General features: G+C 39.0%; 14 protein-coding genes. 5 read left to right on the forward strand and 9 right to left on the reverse strand.

Annotated features, from left to right (window positions below):
• Positions 1-81 precede the first annotated feature (81 nt).
• The 3 genes from AC1DDK_RS17220 to AC1DDK_RS17230 all read right to left on the reverse strand — a co-directional run bounded on the left by AC1DDK_RS17220 (position 82) and on the right by AC1DDK_RS17230 (position 3,509).
• Complete coding sequence (locus AC1DDK_RS17220) at positions 82-459, reverse strand: hypothetical protein (protein WP_172662826.1); 378 nt, start codon at positions 457-459, stop codon at positions 82-84.
• A gap of 556 nt (positions 460-1,015) precedes the next feature.
• A complete protein-coding gene (locus AC1DDK_RS17225) occupies positions 1,016-1,495 on the reverse strand; it encodes a hypothetical protein (protein ID WP_477633992.1) in 480 nt (159 codons plus the stop codon).
• Positions 1,496-1,646: 151 nt separating this feature from the next.
• Positions 1,647-3,509, reverse strand: a complete 1,863-nt coding sequence (locus AC1DDK_RS17230) for a LuxR family transcriptional regulator (protein WP_477633993.1) — start codon at positions 3,507-3,509, stop codon at positions 1,647-1,649.
• Positions 3,510-3,721: 212 nt separating this feature from the next.
• Between AC1DDK_RS17230 and AC1DDK_RS17235 the strand changes: the two genes are divergently transcribed.
• Entirely contained in the window at positions 3,722-4,054 is a 333-nt protein-coding gene (locus tag AC1DDK_RS17235; RefSeq protein ID WP_172662823.1) for a magnetosome magnetite crystal formation protein family, read from the forward strand.
• A 15-nt stretch (positions 4,055-4,069) separates the two neighbouring features.
• Here AC1DDK_RS17235 and AC1DDK_RS17240 read toward each other — a convergent pair whose 3' ends face one another.
• Positions 4,070-5,086, reverse strand: coding sequence for an LLM class flavin-dependent oxidoreductase (locus tag AC1DDK_RS17240; protein WP_477633994.1), 1,017 nt, complete (start codon positions 5,084-5,086; stop codon positions 4,070-4,072).
• Positions 5,087-5,435: 349 nt separating this feature from the next.
• Between AC1DDK_RS17240 and AC1DDK_RS17245 the strand changes: the two genes are divergently transcribed.
• Positions 5,436-6,338 carry a DMT family transporter gene (locus tag AC1DDK_RS17245; protein ID WP_477633995.1) on the forward strand — a complete coding sequence of 301 codons (903 nt, stop codon included), beginning with the start codon at positions 5,436-5,438 and terminating at the stop codon, positions 6,336-6,338.
• 45 nt (positions 6,339-6,383) lie between these two features.
• Here the strand turns inward: AC1DDK_RS17245 and AC1DDK_RS17250 are convergent, their stop codons facing one another.
• The gene (locus tag AC1DDK_RS17250) at positions 6,384-6,752 is read right to left on the reverse strand and encodes a hypothetical protein (protein WP_172662820.1); all 369 of its coding nucleotides are present in this window, start codon (positions 6,750-6,752) and stop codon (positions 6,384-6,386) included.
• A 236-nt stretch (positions 6,753-6,988) separates the two neighbouring features.
• Here AC1DDK_RS17250 and AC1DDK_RS17255 point away from each other — a divergent pair, with 236 nt between their 5' ends.
• Positions 6,989-7,366, forward strand: a complete 378-nt coding sequence (locus tag AC1DDK_RS17255) for a hypothetical protein (RefSeq protein WP_477633996.1) — start codon at positions 6,989-6,991, stop codon at positions 7,364-7,366.
• A gap of 18 nt (positions 7,367-7,384) precedes the next feature.
• On the opposite strand, the gene AC1DDK_RS17260 is transcribed toward AC1DDK_RS17255, so the two are convergent.
• The 3 genes from AC1DDK_RS17260 to AC1DDK_RS17270 all read right to left on the reverse strand — a co-directional run bounded on the left by AC1DDK_RS17260 (position 7,385) and on the right by AC1DDK_RS17270 (position 9,907).
• The gene (locus AC1DDK_RS17260; protein WP_448104042.1) at positions 7,385-7,615 is read right to left on the reverse strand and encodes a hypothetical protein; all 231 of its coding nucleotides are present in this window, start codon (positions 7,613-7,615) and stop codon (positions 7,385-7,387) included.
• Between the two features lie 468 nt (positions 7,616-8,083).
• Positions 8,084-8,923: an SDR family NAD(P)-dependent oxidoreductase gene (locus AC1DDK_RS17265; RefSeq protein WP_337716144.1), complete on the reverse strand. Its 840-nt coding sequence runs from the start codon at positions 8,921-8,923 to the stop codon at positions 8,084-8,086.
• Positions 8,924-9,004: 81 nt separating this feature from the next.
• Positions 9,005-9,907 (reverse strand): helix-turn-helix domain-containing protein, encoded by a 903-nt coding sequence (locus AC1DDK_RS17270; RefSeq protein ID WP_172662816.1) that lies wholly within the window; start codon positions 9,905-9,907, stop codon positions 9,005-9,007.
• A 339-nt stretch (positions 9,908-10,246) separates the two neighbouring features.
• Between AC1DDK_RS17270 and AC1DDK_RS17275 the strand changes: the two genes are divergently transcribed.
• Positions 10,247-11,617, forward strand: a complete 1,371-nt coding sequence (locus AC1DDK_RS17275; protein ID WP_288884310.1) for an alpha-L-fucosidase — start codon at positions 10,247-10,249, stop codon at positions 11,615-11,617.
• Between the two features lie 96 nt (positions 11,618-11,713).
• Here AC1DDK_RS17275 and AC1DDK_RS17280 read toward each other — a convergent pair whose 3' ends face one another.
• Positions 11,714-12,862 (reverse strand): hypothetical protein, encoded by a 1,149-nt coding sequence (locus AC1DDK_RS17280; protein WP_172662815.1) that lies wholly within the window; start codon positions 12,860-12,862, stop codon positions 11,714-11,716.
• Positions 12,863-13,208: 346 nt separating this feature from the next.
• Here AC1DDK_RS17280 and AC1DDK_RS17285 point away from each other — a divergent pair, with 346 nt between their 5' ends.
• Positions 13,209-14,117: a hypothetical protein gene (locus AC1DDK_RS17285; protein ID WP_172662814.1), complete on the forward strand. Its 909-nt coding sequence runs from the start codon at positions 13,209-13,211 to the stop codon at positions 14,115-14,117.
• The last annotated feature ends 35 nt before the right edge of the window (positions 14,118-14,152 follow it).

Below are 14,152 nucleotides of genomic sequence, written 5' to 3' on the forward strand. Positions count from 1 at the left end.
AATATTGAAGATGCATCTTTAAAGGGACAGTGTTGAAATACAAGACTGTCCCTCAATGATAATTCGAGATTGGCTATATTGCTAGTTAACAATAACGCTCAGGCTATAATCAACTACAACATTTTCAAAATAAGCCAAAGTGCTGCCATATTTAGAGGCCGAGCCGCAATAGAAGTTATAATTGTAGGTATGATAAGGTGTATCATACGGAGCGGCAACCTCTACCCTAACATTATAAGTTCCCTGAGGTACATATAAACTCGCATAACTATGCGGGTTGGCGGTTACAGAGCTATAATAGCCCGAAGAATTACTTACTGTCACCGTTGCATTGTAATAAGTGCCATTTCCAAAGGACACGGTAACGTCAGAGAATGGCACTTTGGCTGTCTTGTTGGTCCATGAGCCACATAAAATAATTGTGCAAAAAATCAGGGATAATTGAATTGCTTTTTTCATAATGGTTTAAAATTTAAGGATTAATGATTGTTATAAAAGGTTTGATATAAAAATTAACGCCATTGTGGAAAGTTCATCAGCACGCATTACCAGCGTGCGGTCAGGCTTATTGTTTAATGCTTTTTAGCTCGATGCTGACTTTCCGGAATTCATATCTTTGTTCTTGATGATCGGTTATAGTTCGTTTCGGTATTACAAGTTAATTTTTATTGATGTAAAATCCCTGTAACATGTTGTCTGATTATGACTATATTGTATCATCAAAATCCTCCATTTACAATCAAAGGATTCTTCGGTTATGGCTTTTTATGAGCAGGCCCAACACTCAGATATCACGGCAGCTAAACTCAGGTTTAACTGGAGCACAGACCTGTTACACACCTGTAAGGTACCTGTTGATATTATACCGTGACCGAACCATTTGTATACCCTGATGCTAGGAGAGCAAGTATCCCGCTAAATTTTATAGCTTGTATTGAATTACCTGGACGTGCGGGACACACAGAGTGGTATCCCGCCGCTTACCCCAGGTACCGAGCGCTACACAATATCTTATTTATTTTTTCTGTTCGGTATAAATTGCAACTCCATCAATAATGAGCGATCTAACATACAGAGACATCTGGATGTACGAAGTCCTGTCGCTGGCCATAAAGCTCTCAGCAACATTACCGCTTGTACCCCCCTTAAAAGCTATTGTTCTGGCGGGCTTTCCAATCTCTGTTGCTTCCATACTTATCGATCCATCGGCCTCTTTAATTTCCCCGGCAATCCATTTTAAAAGAAATGGATCCATATCCTGCTTAAAATCGATACTAACAGCACAAGTGCCTGGATCTTGGGCTAAACCACCTATCTCCTGGGATTTTGTGTAGGAATACACTACATTATTTAGCAGATAGGTCTGAGATGTTTTGGTTTCAGGATCAGTCAGCTTTAATTTTATTACTCTTTCTGCTTGCTRCTGACCAAAGACATGAAGATTAAATGCCAGGCAAGTCAATATTAATAATCCAAATACATTTATTTTTTTCATAGGTAGATATTTACTTAATACAAAAGTATTTTTCTATCCACCCTGAACCTAGAATTTGGAGACTACATACAGACTACTACATCTAATACTGCGTCTACAATACATCTACAGGAGCTAATGACCCTCCAGTAATACACGAGTTCCATCTATATTATTCCTGGGACCTGATAAAATTATCGAGATTAGCTTCTTTATCAAGGCCAAACTTTTGTTTGATTCTGTAACGCGCCATACGGATACTTTTGGGCTCGATACCCAATCTTATTGCTATTTCTTTATTTGATAACCCCATCAGGATATAAGCACAATACTTCAAATCCAGACGGGTAAGAACTTGATTCGCTTTCTTTTGAAGTCTTTCAAAGAAAACCGGATTACTTTCAAAAAAATCAGTTTTTAGCTCCTCAAAATCTTTGTCTATCCTTTTCTGCTGATGTATAATTCGCTTGATTTGTTCATCCAGTGTAAGGTGGCTATCAGTGCTTACCTTTCCCGATAGTAATTCCAGCAATTCATTTTTTTGTTCCATCTGAAGGTTGCCTGCCAATACCTCTTTCTGCAAACGTTCCTGGCGTTCCTTAAGTAAAACCTGTTCTGTCTGGAGTTGCATTGCTTCTGCTTCGTTCAATTGCGCCCGTAATTCTGCAGCTCCTTTTTCTTTGTCGACTAGTTCTTGTTTTCTGATTGATGCTTTGAGTTTATAATTATATGACCTAAGCAAAAAGAGTAATGCTGTAATTCCTGTTAATGCCAACAGGATATAAAAAATATTCCGCTTTTTGTTAAAGGCAGCTTCTTGCTGTAAATACGCAATTTTCTGTTCCTTTTTTTCGGATTGATATTGTGCTTCAACCCTTTGGATGCTATTGATCTTCTCTTCATCAAAAGCCTCCTTGTTAAACTTAATATACTCTTTTAAATAATTTAATGCCCCTTGCTGATCTCCTCTCTTTTCAGCAATATGAGAAAGACCAAGGAACATTCTGGCCTTGGTTAATGGCATTTTTATAACACCACCTGCTACTGCGCTCAATCCTGTTAGCAACATCTTTTCGGCTTCATTGTAATTTCCATCCCGTAAGGCATATTCGCTCTTTAAGCCATAGCAGTTTACCAAAACTTCCTGCAAGTTGGTGTTTGTTGCAATTCGCATTGCGATATCAGTATATTTCTCAGCACTGTCTCTATGGGTATTAGGAAAATACTGGAAATAAATATTGGCAGTATTTAGTGCAATCGCTGCAGTATTGCTACGGATAAGTAATCTGCCACTTTGTTTTTCAGCAAGTAAGAGTGATTTCTTATAAATGTTTAACGCCGAATCTAATAAATTTCGTTTGCTGGTGTCCAGCTTAAAACGATCAAAGTAAGTTTGTCCAATGGTAAAATATGCTGTGTTTAATGCATCTATTTGTTTACTTTTCAATGCGRTTTCATAACTCAGATCCGCATACTTTCGTTGTTTGCCCGGGTCATTTCCATAACCATAAAAGCTCGCCAGGTAATGATACACAGTACTTTCATATTCATAGGCCGCCTGGCCTTTAAAAAAATCAAGTGCTTTCAGAAATTTTGTTATTGCTTTATCATTCTCATCATTTACAAGGTCTAGCCAGCCATTTCTAAGCCATACAAAACCTTGGGTTTCCTGATCTTTGGTCTTTCCTGCATAATACAGGGCACTATCGCGGCTTTCATAAGCATGTTTCAGATCCTTTTTCCAGACGTAAAGATGGATCAACGTAGCAAAAGCCATGGCTTTGCCCCTGCCATCTTTCATTCGGGCACCTATTTGGAGGGCTTCATTAGCAAGTTTAAATGACAATGGCAGGTCTTTCTCAAAATTAGCCTTTGCCAGTTTACAGTGAATATTTACCCGCTCCGCTTCAGAAAGACTAGTTTGTGCCAGTAAGTGATTCAGCGAATCGGTATATATTTTTTGTGCCGTTGTATCTTTCAAAAAAACAAGACAGAAAACTGTGGTAATCAGTAATGGTTTCAGTGGTAGCTGCATATTCAAAAATATAAAAAAGAAATCCTTCTGAAAACCGGAAATAACTCTAAATAGCTGAATTAAAATCTTTTAACTGTTTTATGTAGTTGCATTGTAGACGCGCTATCGAAAGTAGTAGTCGGTGTGTAGTCCACCATTTCTTGGTTTAGGGTGGGCTGGAGGGTAATTTTGGAGCCAATAAGTATCTATTAATGAAACTAAATTATATTTCGATGAAAACTAAAACAATGGCGATTGTAGCCTATTTCACCATCATTGGATGGATCGTTTCTTACCTGGAATTTAAAAAAACCTCCGAAAAGAGCAGTCTGGTTAATTATCATTTAGGACAGGCCCTGGGAGTAATAATCACTTCCATTCTATTGAGTATCATTTGCAGCATCATTCTGGCAGTGATTCCGACATTGGGAATCATTTTTTATTTAATTATGCTGGTTCCATTAATCCTTCTGTTATTTGGTGCTATCGCGGCCTCTAACGAGGTTGAAAAACCTGTACCCTTGATTGGAAAAGTATTTGAGGGAAAATTCAATTTCGGTTCCTAGAAGAACCGATTTGAATTATTTAGTCAATAGTGGAATAACTTTTTCGCCAATTAACGCTATGGATCTCAATAACTGCTCATGGCTCAACCCTGCATTATCCATCTGAAAAGTAAACCTGTCAACGCCCCCTAAGGATTCACTATGTTTCAGCAGTTTCTCTGCAACCTGCTCGGGACCACCTAGTACCAACACTCCTTTTGGGCCAGCCAAATGATCAAACTGTGTTTTGGTAACTGGAGGCCATCCACGCTCCCTGCCAAGTTTGGTCCACAGTTCTGCATATCCCGGATAATATTCTGCAATGGCCTGCTCATTACTTGCGGCAACATAGCCTGGTGAGTGCAAACCGACTTTTAAATTCTCAGGGGCAAAACCTGCGCGGTGACCTGCCTMACGGTACAAATCGATCAAAGGGCGAAAGCGCTCGGTTTCACCGCCAATTATCGCTACCATAAGTGGTAAACCTAATGATCCAGCTCGCGCAAAGGATTCGGGCGTACCACCTACGCCTAACCAAACTGGCAATTTATCCTGAAAAGCACGTGGATATACAGGCTGGTTCTGCAATGCAGGCCTGAATCTGCCCGACCAGCTCACAAATTCCTGATCCCTAATACGCAAAAGGAGATCCAGTTTCTCTGCAAAAAGTGCGTCATAATCGTTGAGATCAAATCCAAACAGCGGATAGGCTTCTATTGCCGAGCCACGACCAACAACAAGCTCCGCCCTGCCTTTGGAGATCAGATCCAGTGTAGCGAAATTTTGATAGACACGCACAGGGTCGGAGGTGCTTAACACCGTAACCGCACTGGTAAGCCGAATCCGTTTGGTCCTTGCTGCAGCTGCAGATAGAATCACTGCCGGGGCAGAATCCAAAAACTCCTTTTTGTGATGTTCGCCAATACCAAAAACATCTAATCCGGCATCATCAGCCATAGATATCCTGTCCAACAACTGTTCCATTGCCGCTACACTACTTAGTGTTTTGCTACCGTACATTGCCGACGCAAAGCTGTCTATTCCTATTTCCATTTTATCCGCCTAGTTTTAATTCACTCAAATTTACGTCTCCGAAAACTAAGGTATATTAACCTATGATAAGAAAAGTCATTTCCTTTACAGTAGCAGATTCGCCTTCCTCGCGCACAACCTATCTTTCCAAATCTGTTATGACTTCAAAATATTTTGATTAGTTTCGTTTAAAATTATCGATATGAACAGAAAGAGTTGTCTTCCTCCTCCTACACCTTAATAATTAACATGCACTGTGAACTTACGGTTCTGCGGATCAGTTGATCAGCACGTTGAATCCTGGGTTACGCATTTCGTTTATTTATTAATCTTTAGTTCCTGTTTTTAAGAACAGACAGACAATTCTTTTATGAAAAAATCATATTTGGTATTACACTTTGCTGTACTACTCGCGGGTTTCACCGGCATATTCGGTAAACTCATTTCCCTTAACGAAGGACTCCTGGTTTGGTACAGGGTATTTTTCTCCTCTATTATCCTGTTACTGGTTTTAAAATTGTTTAAAACAAAGACCAGCGTGACTTCTAAACAGAAGTTTGATATTGCAAAAATCGGGCTTTTTATTACCATACACTGGGTATTCTTTTACGCCAGTGTCAAGTACGCCAATGTGTCCATAGGTGTAGTCTGTTACTGTCTAACCAGCTTTTTCACCGCTGTTTTCAGTCCGATAATTAACCGGCAGAAGTTCAATCTAACTGAGCTTTTATTAAGTCTGCTCACATTGGCTGGCATTGCCCTGATCTTCCATTTCGATTCYTCTTATCAGCTAGGAATAGGACTGGGTGTTCTCTCTTCTGCTTTCGCTGCCATTTACACCATTTATAACGAGCGGCTAGTTAGAAAATACGACAGCAGGATCATCAATTATTACCAGATGATTGGGGGTACCATTGCTTTAGGTATAGCACTTCCCTTTTACCTACACTATTTTCCAGCACCATCCCTCCTTCCGAGCTTAAAAGATACCGGGTACTTGTTGTTACTTGCTTCTTTTTGTACGGTAGGACTTTATGTGCTTTTTGCAGAATCTTTAAAACGCATCTCGGCATTTACAGTAAATTTAAGTTTTAACCTTGAGCCCGTATACGCAATCATACTTGCCTTTCTGTTCTTTAACGAAAGCAAAGAGCTAAGCGTTTCCTTTTATATTGGCTTACTGTTCGTGATGGCTTCAGTTGTTTTGCAGACCATATTTTMGCTTAAACGGTCGTCGGGAACACCTGATGACATTAAAGGTTGTCCCGTATAACTGTTAAGCCTTATGAATTGGATTATCCAGGTAATAGTTATACATTTATTGCAGTGCGGCTGATACTATAAAAAGGATAAAAGATCCTGCCCAGATTGCCCAGCAGATTGCCCTGTTTGTTTGGTTATTTAGCTGATGACTTTTAAATTCCTGAAATATCAGCTCGCTCCTGCCCTTATTCATTAAATACCGCTGAAGGATAATCAGGATGATGATATTTACGCCCAGTACAAGTGGCTTGGTCCAGGATCCCATTGACCAGAATCCAGGATCGGCTAATAGCCAGAGGCTCAATATCAGCCAGCATATACTGAGTTCTACCAATAGCACACTTCTGAAGTCACCAACCCAGCTTTCAGGCTTATTCCGGTAGTGGTAAAGGAATGTAAAATAATAGAATCTTAGGAGTTTCATATCTGGTTAATTGTTTTAAAACAAACTCAAGATAGTTTTTTTTGGCGGTTTCACATATTTTTTGATAAACTCAGTTATAGTGCGTGGTTTGGCTATTTACTTGCGGGAAATACGCGTGTTTAGTCTTGAAATCTCCGTATTTTCCGTATTGGCTGCTATTTGTTGAACATTTAACTTCGTAGAATAGGGAAAAAATCTATTCAAACAAAGATTATCTGATATAATGGTAGAAAAATATGGAATACAATGCCGGAGAGATCGTTGAATTGGCAATTCGACGACAAGAGATTAACATCACTGAGCTATCCAGACGCTTACATGTGAACAKACGCACCTTGTACAACTGGTTCACCAAGAATGACCTTCACCCAGATTTGATCCTACAAATAGGCAGGATTATAAATTATGACTTTCATCCCCATTTCGAAAGTGGATTCTTCGGTTTTGAACCTGAACAAGAATTAAATGCTCAGGTTCGAAACGCAGAGCAAATGCCTGCAGATCTGGCATTTTACTGGATGGGTAAGTATATTAATTTACTGGAGGAGTATAAGGGATTGTTAAGAAAAGAAAGTTTCAAAAAATCCGACACCTTTACCGCTGTAGATCAGTAAGTTTTTATTTGATACGGTTTATAGCCTATACCGAAGTTTGATATTTCTTCCTATAGCTTTGAGGAGTTCAGGATGATCGTTTACGGTCGCATCAACAACATCCCAATCTCCCTTTGAATTGCAAGCAAGTTGATACTCCATATCTTTTAAGTTAATCCTGATTGTATTAGTTTCTCTTGTTATTCCTTTCGTTAAAACAATATAGGTATAGTCCTTTTCATCAAAAGTGATGCGCATTTGTAAATTCATAATGCAAATATAGCGTGGAAAATGTGCTTTTATTGTGCTTACTTTTTATGATGGTCTATATTTGTATTTGTAATCTAAATAAATTCAGTATAAAGAGTAAGATTAAGGCGCCTAAAATATAGAGCTGAATTTTGTTTGATTTTTTTACGCCATATTTTTTCAAGCAAATTCTGTCAATAATTATGATCAAAATAGGGACTGGCAGCCAAAGCAAGTTTACCCAGCCCTGTAATCTTTCGTTCATTCCGTTTCGAGTTGTCAAGATTATTGAAGAAACAATTATTCCCAGCAATGATAGCAGACCTAAAGCAAAAAAAACTGTCATTTTATTTAGGAGCTGTATTTTCATAAAAACTAATGCAAAGTGGGATACATTTGATTCCGTGTCATTTTGATCACTTTTGGAAGTTATTAAAATAAAATTATAAATGGAAACTCTGCATCCACCCCCCCTTTATAATTAGCTGATCATCCATGGTAAGCCATAGCTTTCGATAGCTCTTCGTTGAGTAAATAATCCTTTTTCAGCTTTTCCAATTTAGTCATGGCACGATTGTAGGCATCTTCGCCAAGCAACAGGTAAAGCGGAGGGTTTTCTAAATGAGCTATCTCAATGATGGCTTCTGCTGCCTTTTCAGGGTCCCCAATTTGCTTTCCAGCTTTTTGCAGCATCATCTTCTGCGCGTTATGTACTTCAGTGTATTCCGGAATAGTATGTTGCGCGATATTGATTGAATCTTCATTTAGGAAATTAGTACGAAATGCACCAGGCGCCACCACTGTTACTTTAACTCCGAATTCAGCAACGTCCTGTGCAAGAACCTCGGACAATCCAACCACCGAAAATTTTGTAGCTGCGTAAACTGACCAGCCGCTTGTGCCCGTTATACCTGCTATCGAAGATATATTAATAATATGTCCCGACTTTTGAATGCGCATGTAAGGCATTACCATTCGGATAACGTTCAACGTTCCAAAGACATTTATTTCAAAGCTATTTCGGGTTTCACGATCACTTAATTCTTCGATACTTCCTCCAATACCATAGCCTGCATTATTTATTACAACATCAATACTACTAAAGGCTACATTTGTCTGATGGATGGCGCAACCAACATTGTCTTCATTACTCAGTTCTACTTGCAGCGGTAGAAAGTTTGGTGCGGTAACACCGACGGCATCTACCAATGCCTTTAAATCGCGGGAGGTAGCTGCAACATTCTGACCCGCTTGAAGTAATTGTTTTACCAGGCTTAACCCAAATCCTTTGGAAGCTCCTGTAATAAACCAAGTTCTGATTTTCTCCATATTTCGTTTGTTTTTACGATACAAATATATAGCGAAACATCACCTGAGCGTATACGTCGATCAAACCGATCATTACGAAATTCAAACATGTCGGAATGCCGAAGGGGTAGTACTGGTCTGCTTTTTGAAAAAGTTATTGAAATGTGTGGGTGCTTCGAATCCAAGACAGTAGCTTATCTCGGAAACATTCCAGTTCGTGTGGCGCAAAAGTGCCCTGGCCTCGCTGGTCAGTCGCTCCATAATATGATCCGTAGTTGTTTTTCCAGTCGTCTGACGGACAGCCCGATTAAGATGATTAACATGTACGGATAGTTGATCAGCAAAATCTTTAGCAGAGCGCAGACCAAATCTTTGTGATGGCGATTCGATGGGAAACTGTCGTTCAAGAAGCTCTGTAAATATAGCGGTGATACGTGAATTGGCATCCGGGTGTTGATAGAGGCGGTTAGAAGGCTGTATCTTCAAAGCGTAGTGAATCAACTCAGTGACGTAATTACGTAGTAAGTCATATTTAAAAATATAGTCGGAATTAAATTCTGCCAACATCTTATCAAATAAAGCTAATACAACTGTTTCCTGTTCAGCGTTAAGTACATAAACAGGATTCGCTCCAGGAGAAAACATCGGCAATTGATGAACATTGCTGCGCAACATCTCAGTAAAAAAAGACTCCTTATAAATACAAAATCTGCCCGAATGCTTGTCATTTAGATTTTCAAAAGTATAAGGAACAACTGGGTTAAAGAAGACCAATGCACTTCCATCCATTTCTATGCTTTTATCGGCATAGTGAATAACCCCCTTACCCTTGAAAAGGCTGATCTTGTAGAAGTCCCGGCGACTATATTGAACAGGCTTGGCGCCGGGGAGGTAACAGTCCTCTGATCTGAATACATTAAAGTGTCCGATATCCTGACTGAGATTATCTGGTAACCAATTAAACTTTTTCTTGTAGAAATCCTCAAGTGTCTCCGTATGTGCCATAATACAAAGTTACATAATTCAAACCAAATCTATTATCCTATTTCTATAGGTAAGCACATCTGATTAGTTTTAAAAATCCATGTCAAAGGKGGCTACTCCTATTCAAGATGCTAACGTGTCATTTAACAAAAAAAAATAGTATTTTAGAAAATGCTCCATAACCGTCTATTTAATCCATCTATTTTTTATCTCATTATATTGGTGGTGGTAGTTTTAGGTGCGTTAATGAGCATTTTAAGGATTTTATAAAAAATACACGTAGGCTGGTTAAATCATCTTTCCAGTCTGGAACTGTAATAAATTTATTGGTTAAACTAATGACGTCACAAGCCCAACTAAATGAAAAATGAAACCATGATAAAGCATTTGCTGAAAGCAACAATGCTTGGCTTTGCTACCTTCAGTAGTATTATTGTTGCGGCTCAGGACAAGTTAGCTTTACCAACTCTCGCGCATCAGGAGTGGTCGGATGCAGAGATTGGTGCAATCTTCCACTTCGATATGCCCACTTTTAAGCCCAACTACAATTGGCGGGTTTACGGTTCGCATCCTCCAGCATCGGTTTTTAACCCTTCGAAAGTAAATACAGATCAGTGGATTGCCGCGGCTAAGGCTGGGGGCGCAAAATACGCGGTGCTTGTAGCAAAGCATGGGTCAGGTTTTAGCTTATGGCCCACAGCTGCTCACGCCTACAGTGTAAAAAATAGTTCCTGGAAAAGTGGTAAGGGGGATTTGGTGAAGGATTTCGTCGAGTCCTGTAAGAAATATGGCGTGCGTCCGGGTATTTATGCTAGTGCATCGACCAATGGTTATCTATGGGCCGATAATCCCGGTGTTGTTCAGAAGGGCGGACCAGTTGACCAAAAAACATATAATGAGATTGTAATACAGCAGCTAACGGAATTATGGACTAATTATGGGAAGCTCTTCGAAATTTGGTTCGATGGAGGAGTGATACCAGTTAGTGAAGGTGGTCCTGATGTAGACGCTTTGCTTAAAAAACTCCAGCCTGATGCGGTTGTCTTTCAGGGTCCAGCCTCCGCTAAAAACCTGATAAGGTGGATTGGAAACGAAGATGGATTAGCGCCATATCCCAATTGGAGTACCACCAACGGTATTGATGCCACTAAAGGATTTAAGGAGAATGATTTCTCCGGTGTTCCGGGAGGTAAAATCTGGTGTCCGGGTGAAACTGATTTTCCATTGAGAACTGGTGGTTTCCAGGGTGGGTGGTTCTGGGTGGACGACACTCAGGACATGATTAGTAAAGAAAAGTTCCTGGATAATTATATAACGAGTGTAGGTCGTAATTCCAACATGCTAATTGGGATTGTAGTGGATAGCAGCGGACTGGTTCCTCTGAAAGATATAGCATTGCTAAAAGATTTTGGTGATGCAGTAAAAGTGAAATATCGCCCAATTGCAACATCCTCAGGACGCGGGAAGGAGATTTTACTGGATCTTGGCAAGAAACAGTTGTTGAAAGGGGTGGTGATTAAAGAAGACATCGCAAAAGGGGAAAGAATCCGGAAATACCGCTTAGAAGGGTTTAACGGGCAAAACTGGAAAACAATTGGCGGCGGTAGTTCGGTTGGGCATAAAAGAATTGAAATGTTGACTAAGCCTTCCAGGTTTTCTAAGATTAAACTCATTTTGCTGAACTCGGAAGGTACACCGGTCATTAAAGAACTTGGGGCAATTGGGGAATAGTTATTAGACCACAAAAACAGTCTCAGGGCTATACGGCAGTTTTAAAGGAGGACCCGAAGCAAGGTATAAATAGCTATTCACCATAAATACAACAGATTATTCTTTCTTTAGAACATACATACTCGAAAATAATTTATTATCATCAAATATTAAATTGATCTTATAAGCTGGGTTTTTAATCTCGATAGTATTGGAATATTTTAACTCTATATCTCCAATTAGATCCTTCTTATCGATGACCTTTAAGACATCTTCTCCTTTCATCCCTTTTTTTAATTGATTTTCAAATGAGACTTCTACGCCATCAAAGTCATTAATAGAATAGCCTTTTAATAAATTGCTCTTCAGATCATTYTCCCCGTTTTTCCCTGCTATAAAGTAGAAATAGAAATTATTGTATTTATTTTCATGCATAACTTCCTGTAAAACTCCATTGGGATCCGATGTGATCACTCTTTCAAAATTTTTGCTGGTGGCAGACTTAAGGAAATCAGCTTCAGTTGAAGTCCCTAAGTTAAGGTCATTGATATTCCAGTTTTTGTCAATTTTTAAGACCGGCTTGTTTTTAATGTCCTTTGGATCTGTTCTGTTCTTCGTTAAGTCTTTCGTGTACGCTTCATTATCACACCCTCCAAAATCTATAAGGCCATTCATACTGTCCCAGTAACACTTTTTTGATAAATCAGAACTGTTTAAAACAATAAGCCTGTCATAGTCTGGAGCATAAAAAACATATTTATTTTCCTTCTTTACATTCCAATATAATCCATGATCTGTATTAGGATTCTTAGTTCCCTTTCCATATCGGATCTCAAGTTTTTTCAGGATCTCTTTTTTTAGATCTGGAGTCTTCATTTCCAATCTGAATCCATATATAACATCGTCAGCTTTATATTCTGTTAAAATTTTAGAAAGCTCTGTTTTGTCTTTAAATCCCTGCATTGCAAAATGACCACCTCCAAACTTGGTAATACTATCTGTTTTCAATCGTTCAGCATTAACCTGAAAAAATACTTTGTGCCCTTTTAAATCAATTCCATCAAATATGAATTTTCCTAAATTTTTCCCTTCAATCAGAAAGCAAAATGGGTACTCCACGGTGTTTACTTCAAGTGCATTTCTATCCTTAAAGTCAATCACATTTTCAATGGGTTCATCCAGGTTTAGTCTTGATAGATCTATTTTTTCCTGTCTATTGCAGGCAATCGTTAAAAATGAAAAAAAGATAAAACATAAATACTTCATGGTGTTCGCTAATTAAAATTACTAGATCACCAATATAAGAAGAAATAATGATGAGATCTTTGAAGTCAGGCATTGCACTGACCCTGATGATAGATAAGAAGATTTCAAAAATTATAAAAAAATCTAAAGACTTTTAAGACGGGATTGAGACTGATAGAAACCAAGAGGAAGTTAAACGAAATGATCTTAATGAATAATGCCCTCAGCAAGCCTTTGACAGCGTGCCAATTGAAATAATATCTTTAATTAAGCTATTTGTGTCAAATGGAGGCAGCCTGTCAAAAAAATCATTGTTAAGTAATTTAAATAACTTTCTTTATCTTCCAGTTGAATATTGAGATACCTCATGATAAGAACCTGCTGTCTGCTTTCCTTGATTTGTTCTGCTAGTATTTACTTTGCACAGGCAAAGGACGCTTATTACGGAGAAGTAATTACCAAAATTGACAATACCGATGAAGGTTCCGATACCAGCCGTCTGTTGTATTGCAGAAATACAGTTGGTAACCGTCTTTCCGTTTACGCAGTTAGAGACGGTGTAATCTCCGAAGCTGCATCTTACCGTTTTACCGAAACCAGCAGTGGGTTGTTCTGCGAGCGTAGATCGCTGATCTCTAGCGGGCAAATGAAAGAAAGTCTGCGCATAGAATTTGAAGACAAATTATCTACGGTAGTGATAAACAAGACCGACCGGTATACGCTTTTTCCCGCTTACTACCTTACCTTTAAACAAGAAGTCAAAGCCAGACACTCGATCATGGCTATGTTAAATTTGCTTTCGGATGCCATAGGCGATTATCCGATTGCTGATGCGCTCCCTTTGTTGAATTATACGCCTAAATTAACTAAAAAAATTTCCCAGGCCAGGATCGTTACGCAGCGCAGCCAGGCAGATATAAAAGATACCTGGACCTGCAAATATTATTACAATAAGCATAATTGGCTGGATTCAGTCAGGGCATTCTCGCCGGAAGAGATCCGGTTTAGCAAAAAGATCCATTACAGCCGGTCCAATGTTAGCTCGATCATTACCTACCTCAATATTGAGAGCCGGCAGACAACCAAAAGATCTATTACCTATGATATGACCAATGGTTCCACGCTCCAATGGCAAGAACAAGTATTTGAAACAGGTAAGAACCAAGAAACACTTTCCTCGATCACCCTAATTAAGAATGACCTAGGTATGCTGAGAAAAATGGAACCATCAAAGATAGAAGTTCTTGAGCTAATTAAAGCGGCTAAAAAACGATGAATCCACAGAGAAACATATCTATTAGCTTAACCATG

The organism is Pedobacter sp. 05T44, from assembly GCF_056395985.1.